The 18,360-nt window shown below is 58.0% G+C and carries 11 protein-coding genes and 7 pseudogenes; 10 read left to right on the plus strand and 8 right to left on the minus strand.

Annotated features, from left to right (window positions below; translation table 11 throughout):
• Positions 1–103: 103 nt before the first annotated feature.
• A complete protein-coding gene (locus tag AC066Y_RS40180) occupies positions 104–2,401 on the minus strand; it encodes a hypothetical protein (protein ID WP_478278673.1) in 2,298 nt (765 codons plus the stop codon).
• Between the two features lie 503 nt (positions 2,402–2,904).
• Here AC066Y_RS40180 and AC066Y_RS40185 point away from each other — a divergent pair.
• The 4 genes and pseudogenes from AC066Y_RS40185 to AC066Y_RS40200 form a co-directional block, all read left to right on the plus strand.
• A pseudogene (locus AC066Y_RS40185) lies at positions 2,905–3,367 on the plus strand (IS21 family transposase); the annotation flags it as partial.
• Positions 3,276–3,998: pseudogene (gene istB, locus AC066Y_RS40190) on the plus strand (IS21-like element helper ATPase IstB); the annotation flags it as partial. The pseudogenes AC066Y_RS40185 and istB, both read left to right, overlap by 92 nt.
• 196 nt (positions 3,999–4,194) lie before the next feature.
• Positions 4,195–5,862 carry an integrase catalytic domain-containing protein gene (locus tag AC066Y_RS40195; RefSeq protein WP_478278674.1) on the plus strand — a complete coding sequence of 556 codons (1,668 nt, stop codon included), beginning with the start codon at positions 4,195–4,197 and terminating at the stop codon, positions 5,860–5,862.
• Positions 5,863–5,908: 46 nt separating this feature from the next.
• Positions 5,909–6,019: pseudogene (locus AC066Y_RS40200) on the plus strand (integrase core domain-containing protein); the annotation flags it as partial.
• A 225-nt stretch (positions 6,020–6,244) separates the two neighbouring features.
• On the opposite strand, the gene AC066Y_RS40205 reads toward AC066Y_RS40200, so the two are convergent.
• Positions 6,245–7,099 carry a hypothetical protein gene (locus AC066Y_RS40205; protein WP_478278675.1) on the minus strand — a complete coding sequence of 285 codons (855 nt, stop codon included), beginning with the start codon at positions 7,097–7,099 and terminating at the stop codon, positions 6,245–6,247.
• A gap of 92 nt (positions 7,100–7,191) precedes the next feature.
• On the opposite strand from AC066Y_RS40205, the pseudogene AC066Y_RS40210 reads away from it, so the two are divergent.
• Together AC066Y_RS40210 and AC066Y_RS40215 are read left to right on the plus strand one after the other, a co-directional pair.
• A pseudogene (locus tag AC066Y_RS40210) lies at positions 7,192–7,371 on the plus strand (IS3 family transposase); the annotation flags it as partial.
• A gap of 89 nt (positions 7,372–7,460) precedes the next feature.
• Positions 7,461–8,491: pseudogene (locus AC066Y_RS40215) on the plus strand (IS110 family RNA-guided transposase).
• A gap of 287 nt (positions 8,492–8,778) precedes the next feature.
• Here AC066Y_RS40215 and AC066Y_RS40220 read toward each other — a convergent pair.
• Positions 8,779–9,060: pseudogene (locus tag AC066Y_RS40220) on the minus strand (transposase); the annotation flags it as partial.
• Positions 9,061–9,480: 420 nt separating this feature from the next.
• Here AC066Y_RS40220 and AC066Y_RS40225 point away from each other — a divergent pair.
• From AC066Y_RS40225 to AC066Y_RS40235, 3 genes are all read left to right on the plus strand, one after another.
• Positions 9,481–9,666 (plus strand): hypothetical protein, encoded by a 186-nt coding sequence (locus AC066Y_RS40225; protein ID WP_478278676.1) that lies wholly within the window; start codon positions 9,481–9,483, stop codon positions 9,664–9,666.
• Positions 9,667–9,754: 88 nt separating this feature from the next.
• The gene (locus AC066Y_RS40230; RefSeq protein WP_478278677.1) at positions 9,755–10,678 is read left to right on the plus strand and encodes a radical SAM protein; all 924 of its coding nucleotides are present in this window, start codon (positions 9,755–9,757) and stop codon (positions 10,676–10,678) included.
• Between the two features lie 154 nt (positions 10,679–10,832).
• Positions 10,833–11,612, plus strand: a complete 780-nt coding sequence (locus AC066Y_RS40235; protein WP_478278678.1) for a DUF4097 family beta strand repeat-containing protein — start codon at positions 10,833–10,835, stop codon at positions 11,610–11,612.
• Positions 11,613–12,156: 544 nt separating this feature from the next.
• Here AC066Y_RS40235 and AC066Y_RS40240 read toward each other — a convergent pair.
• The 4 genes and pseudogenes from AC066Y_RS40240 to AC066Y_RS40255 all read right to left on the minus strand — a co-directional run bounded on the left by AC066Y_RS40240 (position 12,157) and on the right by AC066Y_RS40255 (position 14,675).
• Positions 12,157–13,462 (minus strand): annotated as a pseudogene (locus tag AC066Y_RS40240) (IS701 family transposase).
• 419 nt (positions 13,463–13,881) lie between these two features.
• Positions 13,882–14,109, minus strand: coding sequence for a hypothetical protein (locus AC066Y_RS40245; protein WP_478278679.1), 228 nt, complete (start codon positions 14,107–14,109; stop codon positions 13,882–13,884).
• Positions 14,109–14,417 carry a DUF3768 domain-containing protein gene (locus tag AC066Y_RS40250; RefSeq protein ID WP_478278680.1) on the minus strand — a complete coding sequence of 103 codons (309 nt, stop codon included), beginning with the start codon at positions 14,415–14,417 and terminating at the stop codon, positions 14,109–14,111. Before AC066Y_RS40250 ends, AC066Y_RS40245 begins: the two co-directional genes overlap by 1 nt.
• Before the next feature lie 12 nt (positions 14,418–14,429).
• Complete coding sequence (locus AC066Y_RS40255) at positions 14,430–14,675, minus strand: hypothetical protein (RefSeq protein ID WP_338695249.1); 246 nt, start codon at positions 14,673–14,675, stop codon at positions 14,430–14,432.
• 212 nt (positions 14,676–14,887) lie between these two features.
• Here AC066Y_RS40255 and AC066Y_RS40260 point away from each other — a divergent pair, with 212 nt between their 5' ends.
• Positions 14,888–15,295: a hypothetical protein gene (locus AC066Y_RS40260; RefSeq protein ID WP_478278681.1), complete on the plus strand. Its 408-nt coding sequence runs from the start codon at positions 14,888–14,890 to the stop codon at positions 15,293–15,295.
• Between the two features lie 246 nt (positions 15,296–15,541).
• On the opposite strand, the gene AC066Y_RS40265 is transcribed toward AC066Y_RS40260, so the two are convergent.
• The gene (locus tag AC066Y_RS40265) at positions 15,542–18,157 is read right to left on the minus strand and encodes an AAA family ATPase (protein WP_478278682.1); all 2,616 of its coding nucleotides are present in this window, start codon (positions 18,155–18,157) and stop codon (positions 15,542–15,544) included.
• Between the last annotated feature and the right edge of the window lie 203 nt (positions 18,158–18,360).

Below are 18,360 nucleotides of genomic sequence, written 5' to 3' on the forward strand. Positions count from 1 at the left end.
TCCAACGCGTTCACGAAGTCGGGTCGAAAAGCGGCGAAAAAGCCGAAGCGTTCGCGCGCGCCTTCACCCCGACCGGAAATGTTCCAGCTGCCCCGCCCGGCAATCATGAATAAGACGGGCTAGCTAGGCGTTCGAACCGCGGATCGCGTTCCAAATTCGACCGTTCCTGACGAATATCGGTCAGGATAGCGCTCAGATCGTTTGGCAACGGAACCGAATGCTCTCCCAGAATTGTGTCCAGGAAGGTCAACGCGCCTTCTGGGAATCGCTTCGCCAGGCCGGCATCTCGGAACTGGTGGAGTGTGACGCTTCCTTGACCACCGCCAGATAGCCAGGGCTTTAGCGTCAACACCGCATCGGGGAACGCATCGCCCGCTTTCATGCAAAGGCGCGCGAACGAATTAGCGACCGACCGAGACTGAGCATTGGCCGACTTCGGCCAAATCTCGCTGATGTATGGTCGAACGCGATTCTGCCAGTACCCTGCGCGTTTCTCGCCCGCACTATCCAAGCCCTGTACGAGAGATCTTGCGCAGCGATCGAGCCCTTCTGCCGGTAGTTGCGATGTAGCGAAAGCCAGCTCCTTCCTCGTAAAGGGCTCGGGCGCTTCTAGTGCGACAAATGTCAATAAATTCGCATATTGCTCGGCGACTTCACCAAGAGTGTCGTAGCGCTTCACTGTCTCGAGAAATTGCGCTTTGATCGATGCCAAAAGTGGCGCGTAGAGTCGAGGAGCCCAGAGAAAGCCACTCCATACCGTCCGTGCTTCGTCGAAGTTTTCATTCCAATCCAGTTTTGGCAAGATGTAGCGTGTGGTCCAGCTACGGTCCACACGAAACAAAGCTATTAAGTTGGTCGCTAGGATTATTCGGCCATACCTGTAACTCGTAATTCGCTGATCACACAGTAAGGTAAAAATGCCTTTTGGTTCATTGCCGAGGCTTTGGCCGTCCTCCAGGCCCTGCCGGAACCACCACTGAAATACGGCGTCTGTTGCTTGGCCCACAGGATGGTTGATTGCCCTAAAAAGAGGATCGTTCCCTTCTCCAAAGGGTTCTTGGGTCTGCGTTGCGAGCAAACGTCGAATTAACTGGTGAAATTGTGATTCTCCCTCAGTAAAAACTTTGCCCACGGCTTGAAGCCACCAACTCAGAGGTTGCGCAATCGCCTTTATGACTTTGTCGTCAGCCGCCCGGAAAACGTCCTTTAGCTCCTGCCATGACGTCAGAACGGACGACTGATCTGACCAGACCTGCAATGCGGTACGCCATCGGCGAGCAGGCCACTTCCCACTTTTACCGAGATTGATGAGAGCTGATATGGCGACGGGAAAGTCATCTCTGCAGCGCTCATACCAATCGTCGCTGGCCATTTCATCTTGCTCGACGAGCAACCATTCTTGGAGTGCTGCTACTTCCTTTGGGCTATTTTGCTTTTTGCTCCAGCCTTCTGGCTCGCCCATCCATACTGGAAATTCGTCACTCTCGTCTGGCGCGGGCTTCCACTCCGGGTAGGTTTTTGAGATGCGAGCAAAGGCGCTAGCGGCATCGCCGCTCAGAGCCCGGATCGAAGACATTTGAAATTTGGAAAGTCTCAACCAAATCTCTCGGTCCGTTATGCGCTGAAACTTCTCCGCATCAACGCCCGCCACAAACATTTCTCGCGGCGGTCCTCGAAGGATTGCAGCTAACAGCAAAGATTCATCACTGGCGGAGAGCGTCTTTGCGAGTTTGTCCACCAGGCGCAGCGCCTCGCGCTCTGTTTCTACTGACCATAGCCACCAGCTCTCTTGTGCAAATAACCACTGAAGCGAAACATGAGCGGCAAAGAGATCGGTCTCTGTGGCCGCATAGAACGCCAAACGGCGGAAGATTGGATACGGATAGCTAAGCCAACGCTCGACCTCGGCCCGCGCCTTATGGGAATTGACCTGAGCCGTTGCCTGAAATGCATCACGCGTGAAATCTATGAGGGCGGTCCAGTCGCGAAATTTTTGATTTTGTGAATGCTCGGCAATTGACGGTTGATGCCAATACGATCCATCCGACCGATCGTCCGCACCCTCTAGCTGCCGCATCAAGTCCAGAGCTTCCAGCAACAGAGACGTCAAGCTAGGCAACAATTCAACAAGCAGTGAACTCCACTCTGGGTTACGTTTGATCGTCCCAAGAGCCTCGTGAACTTCGGAAGCTCCCAAGACGATCTCCCAATCAACAAGCTCCTTAATTCTCGGCGGTTGTGCTGATTTCGCTGTTTCTTTGGATTCGACAAGTTCGCGCATCCTGAAGGGTGATTTCAGCTTGACATATGGCGTCAGCAATTCAAGGAGCTCTAGCTGGAGCCCATAAGTCGGGCCCTCCTGGCTGAAGCGTGCCTGCCACTCGTACAGCTCGTAGCTCATAGCCTATCGTATCCGCCCGGCCAGTAGAAGCGACCACAATATTCGCATCGACGGCGACACTGCTATTCCGCCCGGCTTCAACGCACTTGAGATTAATCGCGCAAATTCGGGGACAATTCTGCCACCCTGCGCCGCAAACCACACTCGGGGGTCGTTGAGGTGCCGTATGGTCCACCTCGCAATCTGAGACATGACTTTATCCCAGACATAGAGGTTGCGTCCGTTGTTAACCAGGTTCATGGAGCGGCTAGCGTCGTATTTTGTGTATCTCGAGACCAAGCTAAAGCGAAGCTTCTTGTCTTCCTTCTCGGTGGGTCGAATGCCAAAGCGGGGTAAATCGTGATGCCCGAATCGCTCTTGGCTCAGTGCGTCGAGCCATTCAACGGGAGGAACTGGATCAAGTTCAGCGAACTGCTTCGCGGGCACTCCGGTAGGGTCGGTGAGGGCCCAAAGGATGCGTCCAACAATATCGTCTTGCTTAGTGCTAGCTGCCGGTGGGCAACGATCCTTGGCACTATGTGCCCGTGCTGGCGCGTAAGCCCGGCGCCTTGCGCAATGGTGCTCCCTTCAAGGACTGGGTGCTGCCGTCCGCGATCGAGCGGATCCGGCGCAAGCTCGCCAGTACCGACGATGGCAATCGGCAGATGGTCGATATCCTCAACGCGGTGCTGACCGACGGTCTGCCGGCCGTCGAGGCGGCTTGCGCTGAGGCGGTCGCTCACGGCGTCCATTCCGCGGATGTCGTTCTCAACATCCTGGCCCGTCAGCGTGAACCCGCTCCACCGGCCAACATCATGACGCCGGCCGCACTGACGCTCCGCCATGCGCCGATCGCTGATTGTGCCCGTTACGACAACCTCCGGAGGACCATCTGATGGAACGAACCCAAATCTTCGATCTCATGGGCGAGCTCAAGCTCTATGGCATGAAGGCTGCCTTCGACGAGATCATGGCGACTGCTGTTAAACGCCAGCACGAGCCCCAGCACATCGTCGGCGATTTGCTCAACGCCGAGATCAACGAGAAGCAGGCCCGCTCGATCAAGTACCAGCTCACCATTGCCAAGCTGCCGTTGGCCAAGGACATTGCCGACTTCCGCTTCGACGGCACGCCGATAAACCAGACGCTCGTCAACGATCTCGCCGGCGGTGGCTTCATTGCTCAGCAACGCAACGTCGTGCTGGTCGGTGGCACCGGCACCGGCAAAACCCACCTGGCCATTGCCATCGCGCGAAGCTGCATCCGGTCCGGCGCTCGTGGCCGCTTCTATAACGTGGTCGATCTCGTCTACCGCCTCGAGACCGAGACCCGCAACGGACGGCAGGGCCGGCTCGCGGAGCATCTGACCCGGATGGACTTCATCGTCCTGGACGAACTCGGATATCTGCCCTTCGCCCAGTCCGGGGGCCAGCTTCTCTTCCACCTCGTCAGTCGGCTCTACGAGCGTGCCTCCGTCATTGTCACCACCAATCTCGCCTTCGGCGAATGGCCAAGCGTGTTTGGCGACGCCAAGATGACCACAGCGCTGCTCGACCGGTTGACCCACCATTGCGACATCGTCGAGACCGGTAACGACAGCTGGCGATTCAAAAGCCGCGACGACGATCAGACAACCCGCGCTCGCCTCGTCTCCGCAACCCCGGCCAGCTCCGACGAGACGAGCGCTACCAGCAAGACCCGCCGCTCAAAGGGGCGCATTGCCTCATCCAGAATGTTACTGGACAACTTCTCGCCGATGACTGGGTCGGCGCCACCGAATCGGTTCGGTGGCCTCTATGGCGGGAAAGATCAGCATGGGCGCGCGGCGCGAAGTGGTGTCGGCGGTGATGGAGCGTTACCGATCGGCCGGACGGGCGGAGAAGGGACGCATCCTCGACGCGCTATGCGCGACGACAGGCTGGCATCGCAAGCATGCGGTGCGTGCACTTCGGCCACGCGCGACGGTTGGGCCGCGCAAGGTCGAGGCGCCGCGAGAGCGCAAGCGTAGATATGGCGCGACGGTCAAGGACGCGATGACGGCGCTGTGGGAGGCGTCGGATCGGGTGTGCGGCAAGCGGCTCAAGGTGATGATCCCGACCTTGCTGCCAGCTCTCGAGCAACATGGCCGATTGCAGCTTGGGCAGGCGGACCGTGATCGTGTTCTGGCGATCAGTGCCGCTACCATTGACCGCCTGCTCGTCGATGTGAAGCTCGTGGCGAGCGGCGGCAGGCGGCGCCGTGCCGGATTCTATTCGGCAATCCGGCGCGAGGTCCCGATCCGCACGTTCAATGACTGGAACAGCCCGGTGCCCGGCTTCTGCGAGGTCGACATGGTCGCCCATGGCGGCACGTCGGTGGCTGGCTCGTTCATCCAAACCCTGACGATGGTCGATGTCGCCACCGGCTGGACGGAGTGCCTGCCGCTGCTGACGCGGGAAGGTTCGCTGGTCGTCGAGGCGATCAACAGCGCACAGAGCCTGTTCCCCTGGCTGTTGCGCGGCGTGGACTTCGACAACGACAGCGCCTTCATGAACGATGTCGTCGTGCCATGGTGTCGCGAACAGAAGCTCGAAGTCACTCGCTCGCGCGCCTACAAGAAGAACGATCAGGCGTTCGTCGAACAGAAGAATGGTGCCGTCGTCCGCCGCCTCATGGGCTATGGCCGCTTCGATGGCGTCGAGACGGCGCGTGTGATGGGCCGCCTCTATGCGGCGGCACGGCTCTACGTCAACTTCTTCCAGCCGTCGTTCAAGCTGAAGGAGAAGCGTCGCGAAGGGGCTAAAGTGATCAAGCGCTATCATCCCCCGTCGACGCCCCATGAGCGTGCATTGGCGCATCCCAAGGTGACCGCGGCCGTGAAGAAACGGCTACGCGATCAGTATCGCTCGCTCGATCCGGTCGCGCTGTTGGCGGAGATTCGCGTAACCCAAGAGGAACTCGGCAATCGCGTCGGTCGTCGTGCCGGACAGGCGCGCGGCCTGCAACCCGCTCACACTAGCACCCTGCCAGCGACCGCGGCGACGTTCGCGAAGACGCTCGGCAAGACGGTGACGGTCGGCGAGCCGCGTGCCACGCACCGGCGAACTCGTCGGCCCTATAAGACCAGAGTTCGCATGCCGTCCAAGCTCGACCCGCATATTGCTGCGATCGAAGGTTGGCTCGCAGAGCAGCCGCAGCTGACGGCGCTCGCAATTGTCGGCCGGCTGAGCGAGAAATACCCCGAGGAGTTCGGGAAGAGACAGCATTCGATTGTGCAGCGTCTGCTGAGGGCGCTCAGACGGAGGGCTGCCGAACAGTTGGTCGCCCAGGGTCCGTTCGGCGACGCCACGACCGCTGCCCCATTGCCCGGGGTTGTGGACGGCTCGGGCTATTTAGGGCCCGACCCGCCCACAGCCCCTCTCGTCGAGCAAGCCGGGAAAGTCACCTGGCGCGGCCGATCAATCGACATCGGATCGTCATCGGCAATGGCGCCATCAGGGTAACGTTCGCAGATGCGGCAATACGAGGGGTCAAATTTGAACGCCGATTGACAGCCGGCTGCGCGATGAACTGTTGAACGAGACGCTGTTCACGTCGTTGGCCCAGGCCCGCGTCGCGCTCGGATGCTGGCGGGTCGATTACAACCGCGCATCAGAACACCCATTTGTCTATGTTGTTGAAGAGAAGAGACTTTGCTGATTGGGGTGCGATCCTGCGGGGTATCTTGGATTCTGCCGCGCTCGCTCGGCGATGGATCTGGCGGCTTCGGCAGCCGCATCTCGCTGTGAGCGCCGCCCGCCCAATGCACGACGAGAACGATCTCGGACGCTTCGTCATGGATATCGGCAACGACCTCGTGGATCAGCGTACGGACGATGCGCTTCTTCAGCCGCGCATCGGTGGTGGGCCCTGACCAGACTGACTTGAGGTTCGAAGCCAGAACGCTGAGCAGCGCTGGATCGACCGCTGTCGGTGCGGTCGCCGCGTCATGCGCGGCAATCTTGCTCTCCACCTCCGCGACGCGGGCAAGCGAGCGATTCCAGCGCGCCAGCTGCCGGCAGCAGAACGTCCAAGATCATCGTCGATCATCTCGATCTTGGACCACCCCAGCGCCGTCAATCGGTCGCGCATCACGTATTGCAACGCGCCGCTCTCACGATTGTGCAGAACCTGATGAGCGGAGGACTGGCGCACATAGAGGATCGCCTTGCGCTCAAGGTGGTGAGGGCGGACCTTGTCACTGATCTTGACCGTCATCCTCTTCGCGAGCGTTGCGCTTACCCGCGCATGGTCCAGCACCAACTGCGCCATCAAGTTCACCAGCGCATCCTGCGCCTCCTTCGGCAGCTCCCCCATTCCGGCACCCCGACGGCGCCGCGGGCGATGCGACCCGCGAACAGGTCCATCTGATGCATGCCGAACCGCCGGTTGCGTCGAACCGGGTTCGCCGATATCGCCGTCCTTCTTGCCATAAGCCTCTCCCCGATTCTGGTCGTGAGAAGCTCCGCGTGCGCCGAAAAGCGGATCATTCAATGATGATGCTGTGCTCTTGACCGCTGAATCGAGAACCGCCGACAACGCGTTGAGCGCTTCCAGGCTGACAAAGGGCTCTGCCGTTAGGCTGCCACCGCGAGCACATGCCGCGCGGTCGAACATCCACGATGGGATCTCCAGAGACCGGAGCGTCTCCGATCCATCCAGCGTACAGCGGAAAACAACGCCGTCCGCCTTGTCGATCACGGCATGGACGAAAACTTCGCGAGCTGCCCAAGGGTGAAGCCGGTACAGAACCTCACGGCAAACGGTCCCGTGGGTGTTCTCAAGCCTTGTTGTACAACGAGGCACGACCACACTCGCAGCTCGGATGGAAGACGCCGTCCGAGTTCGCCCTCACCTGCCACCCGCGCCGGGAGCTGGCGCTGCGCTATGCCGAGGGCTCCGCGCCAGCTCCCGCCGCTGCCTCCGCCCAACCGGGCAAATCCAACAGCCGGGACGAACTCAGGACTGGATAAAACTTGATGTGGTGGAACGGCCCGCTCCAACAGCATCAAAGTGCTAGAACTTGGTCGTTGTTCGAACGCCACAAAGGAGGGACCGTTCCGTGAAACAGGTTATCACCATCGGTTTGGATTTGGCCAAGCACGTTTTCCAGGTTCACGGCGCGGATGCGGAGGGCTCGCCAGTGTTCAACAGGAAGTTGCGGCGCAGCGAGGTTCTGCGCTTCTTCGAGAAACTGCCACCATGCCCGGTGGGGATGGAAGCCTGCGGTAGCGCGCACTATTGGGCGCGCGAGATCGCAGCTCTCGGTCATGAGGTGCGGCTCATTCCGCCGGCTTATGTCAAACCCTTCGTAAAGCGAGGCAAAACGGATGCGGCGGACGCAGAGGCCATCAGCGAAGCGGTGACCCGAAAGACCATGCGCTTCGTCCCGATCAAGACGACCGAGCAGCAGGCTGCCGCGATGGTGCTGAAGACCCGCGCTCTTCTAGTGCGGCAGCGAACGCAGGCGGTCAACGCGTTGCGCGCCACCTAGCCGAATTGGGGATCATCGCCACCGCCGGCCTGGCAAAGGTTGAGGTGCTGGTCGCAATCGTGCGGGACGAGACAGATGCTCGCCTGCCCGCAGCGGCGCGCTTCGCGCTCATGGCTATTGCCGACGAGATTGAAGCTTCAGCCGACCAGATTGAGAGGCTCGAGCGCGCAATCGTCATGGAGGCCAAGCACGACGAGGACATGCGCCGGTTGACTACCATCCCTGGCGTCGGCGCCATTACGGCGGCGACCATCAAGGCGCTTGTGCCGGATCCTGGCGGGTTCAAGTCGGCTCGCCACTTTGCCGCCTGGCTGGGATTGACGCCGCGGTCTCATTCAAGCGGAGGCAAAGAGCGGCTGGGACGCATATCGAAGATGGGAAATCCGGAACTCCGCTCTCTCCTCGTTGTCGGGGCAACGGCCGTCCGAAACGACGCTCGGGCGCGGCCGTGGCTGAAGGCGCTTCTCGCCAGACGGCCCTTCAAGGTTGTCGCCGTCGCGCAGGCCAATAAGACGGCGCGGATCATCTGGGCGCTCCTGAACAAGGGCGGAATTTATCGGCGTCCCGAACCACTGGCGATTACAGCGGTGACGCAGTGACCGCCAAAACGATCTGACTGGCGCAGGCCGGCAGAGGGCAAGGTGCAACAACAGGCGATGAACCCATGGGACGAAATCCCGAAACGAGTGAAGCTACTGCCCCCAATGCGCTCAAGCGCGTAAACTTGATTTAGCTCCTCGTTCCGCGGATCTCATCGAGGCCAGCGGCGATATTGTGCCGCGCGCAAAGGCCGGACATATGACCGCACCGTTCCAATGTGTGAAATCGACTGAAAAAGCTCTTGCCACGCAGGCCGTTTCACATATGGGGGCAAGGTCACCGTCGTCTCACGACGCAGATCCTTCACCTCGCCGGAGGTTGCCGCCCGCGCCGTGTCGCCCGCCAGGCGACGCTTGCCGGCTTCGAGGAACTCCTTGGACCATCCATAGTACATCGAGGCGGCAATGCCCTCGCGCCGGCACAGCTCGGAGATATTCTCCTCGCCCCGCAGGCCCTCCAGCACAATGCGGATCTTCTCTTCCGCCGAATAATGCCGGCGGGTCTGCCGTCGAATATCCTTTAGAACTTGTTCTGCCGGCGCTTTGCCCGGTCCGGATTTCTGTTTCATTTTCGCTCCTGGTGGCTACGATGAACCAGAAATCCTCCCTCCGCAGGTCACGGACCGCGGCTTCGACATCCTGTCGCAACTTCGACAAAAAATGTCAGAGACGCTTCGTCTCGAGTGCGTGTAACCCAGCCAAGGCGCACAGACCTCATCGGCAGAGGCGGACATACGGTCTTACGATCGACTCCAAGAAGCCTGCGCTGGAACTGATTGAGTGTTGGCGGATTCCTCGATTGCGGTTGGCGCAACGAGGGCGACCGCCCTCCGTGACCCGGTGGGCGCTCAGCAATGGGCGTCCCTACCGCAACAGCAAATCCCGAGTTATTAGGTGTTGGCATGCGTTATGCTGAGAGCGAGAAAACGCATAAATTACACCTGCGTTTTGGACGCGCATTATTGGGAAATTCACAATAGGAGGCATAAATGGCTACCTCGGAAAACAAGATCGACCTCAATAAAATCCCAGTCGACTGGATCACGATCGATCCGAAGGGAGAAATAATCATAAAAGACAAAAAATTCGCAGAACATGTGAAAGAATCTATTGGCGAAGTACACAGCAGGGCGGGCGCTGCGAGGCCCAATAACGGCGGCTGCCAGTGCCACTAAAAGCGCTTTAATTCGTCGTAAGGCGGAAGGCTTGCAAGCGCAAGCCTTCTATTATTCTCAACTATGAGATTCGTATCGGAAAACGATAATGAGCAGTTTTTCCGTCACACTTCTGCTTACAGAGAAATGCAATTTACGTTGTGACTATTGTTACGAACGCTACGAGTACAAAGGCTCCGACGAGCGCCAAGCAGATCTGATAAAAAATTTCTGCGGGGTGCTGTCGCATAAATACGACAGCGTAGATGTTTCGTTTTTCGGCGGGGAACCCATGCTCGCCTTCCACCGCATGAGAGAAATAATGGCGCACAATTCAGAGTTGAATTGCGCCTTTTCTTATTCGCTCACGTCGAACGGAACAATGTTGACGCTCACGAAACTACAGAAGCTGCTCGATGAGAATCTCGTCCAATTCCAGATTACTCTGGATGGATGGAAAGACTCTCACGACAAGGCTAGACACACGAAAATCGGCGACGGGACCTTCAACCTCATATATGAAAACCTCCTCTCCTATCGAAAAGCGGTCGGAAACTTTACGGGCGCAATTCGTGTCAATGCTTCGCCGACCAATGCGGACGATATAGGCCGGTTGGCGGAAAACATCGGGAAGGATTTCGGAGACGACCCTCGGTTCAAGACTTTCATCAGACCTATCGGCAAGTGGGGCGGGACGAATGATGATGATCTTGCTGTGCTCGATCGTAAAACATACCGCGAGATCGAGGAATCCTTCTATCGAGTCGTTCGGGACACGATGCACTGGAGGATCGACACGGAGTTATGTTACGCGGCCATGCCCAATCACCTGCTGGTTTATCCAGACGGCCGCCTGGGGAAATGCACTGTCGGTCTTCACGACGCGCTCAATGATATCGGCCGTATTCGAGAAGACGGCGGAATACTGGTCGATTCGGAGAAGTTCTCATTTTGGTCGCGCGGGTTGATGACCGGAAATGAAGAGCAGAAAGCATGTCCCTATTGGGCGCCGGGCGAGGCTCCGTCGAGTTGATATGCTGTCCGATCGGCTATCGGCCGCTCGAGGAGAGGGTGGAAAGAGCGCGGCGTCGACGTCGATCGGGGGCGGTCGAATACGCGCCCTCGAATATTCGAACAATATCGTCGAACAGAAAATGTCGGTCGATTCTATCTTTGGAGGTATGATCATGACGACCATCGACGTCCCTCAAAACGTGCCGAAAAGCGTATCTTTGCCACAGGGAGCCAAAATCAGCGTGCCTGCGGCTTCGGCAAATATAACAATTCATTCACAACCGACAAACGAGCTGACGGTAAGCTGGCGGTTGCGGACCGGAGACGCCAGCTTCGTGAGAGTCGAAATCCAGACGAACGGGGATGCTGTGATCAACTGCAGCATACAAAATCGGCAGCCGTCGACAATCATCGACCTGCAGCTGGACGTTCCCGCCAACTCGCCGTTGACGATCAAGACGAGCGGCGGTTCGATCTCCTTGGATAAGGCTGATGCGACCGTCGATGCACAGACCAGCGGTGGCGCAATCGAGATCGGCGAGGGAGCTGCCGACCTGACGCTTCACACGAGTGGCGGACGAATTACCGTAGGTTCGGCCGGTAGAGTCGGCGGTCGAATAAACGCAAACTCCTCTGGAGCGAATATCGATTTGCATTCTGTTTCAGGAAGTATACCCAATGCCCGAGCGTCAGGCGGAAATATCACGGTGGAACTCCTCGACCCGCAGCCCGTCGCGACGCTCCGGACAAGCGGCGGCAACATAACGGTTCAAGTGCCGGATTCGGCGAGCTTCCATTTGCATGCGTGCACTTCAGGAGGGAACGTGCATATAGATAGCGTATTATATCCAGGCGGTTATGACCATCAAGGGTTTTATGATGGCCCGATCCATGGCGGCGCCGGAGGAAATATTTCAGCGGTCACTTCAGGAGGCAATATAACCATCCGATGAGCCTCCGAGAAACTGAATCGCGGCGGCGTCGCGGAAGATGGGCGAAGCCCAACCGAGATGACGCCTGCCCATCGTCGGCGTATATCTCGTTGTGAGAAATTCCCGGTTCCCGCGGGCGTGGCACATCTTGTTCGAGAATTTCGATGCCGCTCGTCGGCGAACTGTTTCGTCGCTGACGCCGCCGCCGTGCGCGGCCAGAGGGCCCTCGACCATTCTCAGGCCGCACGCGTAAGCCTCGGCATGAACCTTCGCGCGGAATGTCCATTCCTGGCGCATTGGCGAAATTCAAACTGACCCACTATCAGCCGGTGAGACAGCTTGACTGTTCAGATAACGGCCACAACCGCCAGCGACAGCTGCCGCAGGCGCTCCATCAGCTGGACCGCCAGCAGCGAGTGGCCGCCTAGTCTTACTGCGTCATAAATTTCGATAGCCACTTTGACTAGAGATTGCCCTGATGCAACAAGGGCATCGAGATAGTGTGACGACGAGCGCAGCGCTCAATCTTCGTCGGACGGTCGCAATCGAATTCGGAACGTGCCGTTCAGGCCGCAATGGCGGATCCCCTCGGCCGATAGGTTGCGGGAATAGCAGCTTCCTTGAAGATTTTGGTGGAGGCTGCTTCTGAGGGGGGGAATCGTCTCTCGCTCGGAGACTAGAAAACCGTAGGCGGCAATGCACAATGTTGCGTGGTGGTGGAAGCCACGCCAGCTTCGTCCCTCGAAGTGACCAAGGCCAACCTCCTGTTTGAGTTCGTGGTAGTCGCGCTCGATGCGCCAGCGCAGCTTGGCAATATCGACCAGCTGACGAAATCCAATGTTGGCCGCAAGCGGTGAAAACCAATATTTGGTTGGTGCTGCCTCGCCCTCTGGCCACTCGATCAGCAGCCATTCCTCGGGCCGGCTTTCGGCGAGCCAGTAATCTCGATGTGCCGGACGGACGCGCACACGGGCAAACCGCGAAGACAACGGTTCTGCCGTACCCTCACGCCACGTGATCTTGTGCCAAGCATGCGCTGGCAGACCGATCGCAAGCTTCTTGACCGAAATCGGTCGGTGTTTGCTGTCACGCCGTAGCAGTTTCGGAGGTCGTCCGTTCCCCGACCATGCCTTCGGCGGCCTCGGTCCGGTTCCGGGCGCCCATACCGAGGTTTGTGGCAAGATGCCGGCCACGTAGCTCAGGCCCAGTTCGGTAATACTCCCACGCAGAGCGGTGTCGGTGCCGTAGCCGGCGTCCATCAGGACCATGCCGCGCGGCAAGCCCACCGCACAGGCCCAGCGCAAATGATCAAGTGCAATTGCCGGCTTGGTCTTGAAGGTGATTTCCTTGGGGACTCCTGCTTTGCGCCGACGTGTACGGTCCGTCACCCACTCCTTTGGGAGATAGAGCCGATAGGCCACCGGCAAGCTCGCATGTTGGTTCGCAAGCGAAAGAGATACGGCCACCTGACAATTGTCTTGCTTGCCCAACTGGCCGCAATATTGCCGCGCAACGCCGACTGAATGCCGCCCCTTCTTGGGAAAGCCCGTATCATCAATGATCCACGCTTCGATCGGCCCGCAGCGTTCGATGCCCGGCAGCACTAACTCACGGACCTTGGCCAACACCTGCTGATCCGACCAGTCACCTTGACCGACAAAATGCAACAACGACTGATGTTGCGCTGCTGTCCGCTCAGGTGCCGTGATCGCTGCCATCGGCTCGACGCTCTTGCGATCGCATGGCATCATCAGCCCGGTACAGTAGTCGCGCAGCGGTTTGGCGCGTCCCGCATGGCCGATCACACTCGCAAGGCCCTCAATATATGCCGAAAACCGCGACGCTACGTCTCCCGATTTTGTCAGACTCATCTCAGCCCCCGCATGCCGAAAAGTGAGTCTTCTCAAATATATGATTCCTGTCGACAAGGGCCGCGACACTCTGACTCAGTAAGACTAGCAGGCTGTTGAAGAAGGTGCTCGCCTCCGACGAGCGACCGTGATTCATTTGGCTCCGACGAGATTCGGAGATCGTGCGTGCGCGGCGGCGACAATTGGTGGACAAAAACGTCCGAGTAAATCCGAACTGGTTGGGCTCTACGGCATCACACCGTAAGTCGGCTCTACCAACAGTCCCCGCAACGGGCGGCCAGCCCGCTAGATGCTTCTTCCGTTGCGTCATGAAGGAAGGCGGATAAGGTCAGTGTCTCGCGCGTTGCCGCGGCACCCCTCTCTTCGCTGACTTCCCAAGAAAGAGCCCCGCCACCGGCGGGGCTGCAAAGAACAACGAGCTAGTCGTCGATGATGCGGAAGCGCGGCTCCTCACGAGGCACATAAAGCCGGGCGCAAATCTCGGAGCAACACAAGATGCCGTGCTTTGAGACCCACGCCACTCCCTTACTGCTGCGTTCGTCAAATTCAACGCTGCAGAAAGGACACGGCCAGGTGCGGTAGCGTTCACCATAGAGGATATCCCACAGTGGCCCTTCGGGATCGAAGGTGATTCTCCTGGTCGGCATCAGTACTCCGCGGCGAGCATGGGCGTGAGCACACGCATCGTGCGTTCTTCCGAGCCGTTCAGCAGATCCTTGTCGTAGTAGTCGATCTTCCAAAAGAACTTGCGTCCCACCAGGTCGAAGCTCCCGAAGTCGTGTTCGTCATGCGCATCATTGTCCGCTGTAAATTCCGAGAACTTCGCCACTTGAACGAGCGCCTCGGCCTTCACACAGTCGGGCAGTTCGTAAACGCCTGATGTCATCATGACCCTGCCGCCGTGGAATGTGCGACGGAAAGCGTCGTTGAGTTCGCGAATGCGGTCCTTGCTCATGGCCGCACCTCCTCAGATGAGGCCGGCGAGTACAAGCGCCGATGTGACGGTGTGGCCGGCACACGCCTCACAGAAACCCTCCTCCTGGTCGGGTTCCATCTCCGCCGTGTAGTCGCATCCCTCCGTCATGCAGATGGCGGGGCACACACTGTCCGTGAGAGCTGCTAATAGAAGAAGATCGTCGAGGCCTTCAAAGCCTTTGAGATCGCAGAGCTTCATCAGCTTTACTGCCTTGTTGGAAAGAACAAATGTCGACATATCGTTCTCCTCGCTGCGGGCATCCGAACCATTCGGGTGCTCGGTTGCGAGGAGATGTCGAAAGATCAAACTCTTGCATCATGTTCGCCGGTAACAAGAAATTCGTGGAGACACGGGATTGTGCCGGCGCGGCACATAGCGATCTCGGGATAGTTTTGGCACCGTCTCCCACCTAGCGTGCTCTCAAGCTATGCGCGACGATGCTGCAACCTATGTCGACAGATAATGTTACGCATTTTTCACGTATTGATTTTCGTCATGATCAACACATCGTTGGGATCAAGAACGAAGATCGCCTTTTGCAAATCTACGTCATCGGAAAAACCGGGACTGGAAAATCGACGCTCCTAGAAACGATGGCGCTGCAGGACCTCGAACACGGCCGTGGTCTTGCCCTCATCGATCCGCACGGCGATCTCGTGGAGCGCATTAACGCGCATGTGCCAGCGAATCGCCGAGACGATGTTATCTATCTGAATGTCCCCGATCCCACCCAGCCCCTTGGCTGCAACCCACTTCGCCACGTTGGAGAGGGATATATTGCGCTTGCCTCGTCGGGGATGATGGAAGTGAGCGCGTTGACGCTTCATCCAATCGCAACGCGCAACCTTGCTCGCTGACCGCATGCGGCATATTACCGCTCATGAAAAGAAGGCGGTTCTTCGTCCGCATCGTCGGAGCTACCAATCGGAGATATCGAGACATGGATATTTCGACGGCGATCGTAGAGGACATTAGGAGGTTCTTCACAGTCGACTAATTCAGAGACTGGGGATTATGCCACACCGGATCTATGGGCTTTCGAACCCTGGCTGACATGGCGGAGAACATGTGCATAGCCCGCCTTTCGACAGGCTCGATTTTCCCTATGTTAGGCGATCCGGCTGCACTCGAGTAGCCGCATTTAGTTGGGCCTTCCTATCCCGCTTAGCAGTCTTGATCAGGGCATCAACACGCGGGATCATCTCGGCCAAATCCTTGATCTCCGGTGGGGCTCCCATTGCTTCGTCCGTATGTGAATGGCCCTCAATATACGCGGAAAGTTCCTCGTATATTCCACACATGCTTTCAACGAGACCATCGTCCCAGGCGATGTTTCGAAATCCAGTGACAATGACCCGATCACTCCACCTTGGCACTACGTCCTTGAGTAATCGCTTGACTGCCATTTCTTCAATGGTTCTGCGAAGGGCAGCCATCCCCTTGCAAATTGCGTCGTGTCGCGCTCGCCCCGTCAGCGCTTGCGCTTCCGCTAGACACTGTTTAGCCCGCTCTGTCGAATCATACGCCTTGCTGGTTGCCGGCGCATCATTTAGCGTAATTTGCCCCGGATGCCCGTCTTCGTCGCGATCGATCCAGTGAGCCTGGAACGATACCTCTTCCTTCTCCGCTGTCGCAATCAGTTGATTGAGGAACGGCAGGTCATGCGTAAAGACAATAACTTGCCTTAATTGAGCTTCTCGAACAAGACGTTTTGCAATCAGACCCTTGCGCTGATGATCCTGTGAGGTCACGGGGTCATCGAGCACGACGCCTGCATTCGAAGGGTTCATCGATACTTCGGTGAGGAAGTCCGCTAGCGCAACCGCCTTCTGCTCGCCCTCGCTCAGGATAATCTCCGGACGGTGCCCACCTTTCAAGACAAGAGATCGGACTGTCTTTCCTTTTTGGCCTGTCGTCTGTAGTTCGATCGGCATATCGCATTCTAGGTCATCGCACTCCTGCGCAAGCCGTGCTCGATACGAGGGGCCCACAATCTGACTGAAGAGGTCCTTCTCCTTGTCCGTTATGTGCCGAGGGTTTAGGGCGGATTTCGCGCGCTCCGCTTTGGCAGACCAGAGCGCGTCGGCGACATAGATCTCGATACTGCCGAGGAGCTTCGACAGGACCTCTCGATGGCGAAGAGTTTGACGTTCAAGTTCAAGGGACGCGATAGCGGTGGCAGCATTTTCTTTCGTCAAACGTTCCCAATCACCGGTGATCCGTTCGACTAGCGCGCGCAATGCGGAACTGACATCTGCACAGTTCACTGATCCTTGAACTGGATCGTGCGCAGCTAACGCCGCTACCGAGCTGTCACGCAACGCAGCGATGCTGACGGCGGCGCGATCGATCGCCGTGGCGAGGCCCGGATCCAATCTGTTGACATGAGCCCGAACCAGCGAATCGGGAGCGAAGATATTCACCTCCAAAGCCCTCAGCGCTCGGATCTCGTTTTCAACAGCCTTTGTCGCCATTTGTGCAGCGCGCTGTGCCTCCCCCTCAATAAACGCTAGCAAGGCGGTGATGTGGGCTTGACTGTCGATATCCAGCGGGCGTTCGCAAAGGATGCATCTATCGTTCGGACCAGGGTACAAGTCGCTCTCTTTTCGGGCGAGGGCGTGTGCTGCTTTTGCGAACGCTTCCCAATCCGGCGTCCCGACTGCCTTAAAGAACGGTCTCTTGAACGTCTCTGTCCCGACTGCAGCCGCGGCAGCCGTGCACTCCCTGGCACTCTTCGACAGCGCTGTCCGAAACGGCCGTTTCTCGAGAGAGAATTTACTCCCGAGCGCATCAAGCTTCGCAATAAGCGCGACGATATCGTTTTTGGCCTGCCTTAGGTTGCCGATCAGCTCCTCGGGTGAGCTCGCTTTCAATGCTGTCGCTTGCGCGTCCACCTCTCGGAGGCGAGCCTTTTCAACTTCACCGTAGATCGCGAATTTTCGCACCGCGGCCATATCGGTCCTGGGACCAATCGTGGCGACGAGCTTGGCTACGTCTGTTTCTTGCCCGATGAATGAGTCCGAGAAGCGGGTGGTGTGTGCCCGAGATAGGATGGCATTGGCGAGGAGTTTGCCGAGTTCGCCATATACGCGAGCCATTTCGGGAAAAACGTCGAAACCGGACGGCTTGAATTCAAATGCGGTTGTTTCGCCGACATGAAGCTTCGCAATAGTAACATCAAAAAAGCTGATACGTTTTAGTTCTGGGTTCTCGACACCTACTGAGAGTGCGAATGGATCAGAACCGTCCAGCTGAACGTGGAAGCTTGCCGCTAGATCAGGAGTTTCGCCGTTTGCATAGATGTTCGGTACGATCTTCGGTTTGTGCCGGCTAAAGCAGGCATTGGCAAATAGGCGCGAGAAACCGCTCTTTCCGGCGCCGTTCCGGCCATAGATGACGGTAAGCTTCGGATCGAATGTAAGCAAAGAGCCATCCGGGAGTGCGTTAACGCCCATAAGCCCATCGACGCGGATAAGGCAGAGCGGTTTGCCCGCATCATTCGCGGATCGAGGCGAAACTACCGGGGCAGCTAGGTTCTCCGCAGGCGCTTCCGCCAAATCAAATGCACCTAGAAACAGGCGGTACGCCTTGCCAATCCCGTCATCGCTCAGCCTGCCCTTTGAAGTCGCCTGCGCAATGATGAACTGCTGCCAGGGGCTGAGCTGTTTCCCCCAGGCGTCGAGAGCCTGCCAGACCGTCGGTGCGCGCGATTCGACCATAGCTATATATATATATATTCTTGCGGCGGATCCAGAATGCAACTTAAAAGCGCGCCGTACATCTACGGATTACTCTCGCCGCCCCTACTGCTAAGCATGACGCGCGACTAAACCCGGGCCGGGCATGGGGATGTCCCGGGTTCTGTTGAATTTCTGAAGAGGTCGGCGTTGCCCACCTTGAGCCGGTAGGCTCGGGGTGCTGA

It is taken from the genome of Bradyrhizobium sp. USDA3010 (genome assembly GCF_056429065.1).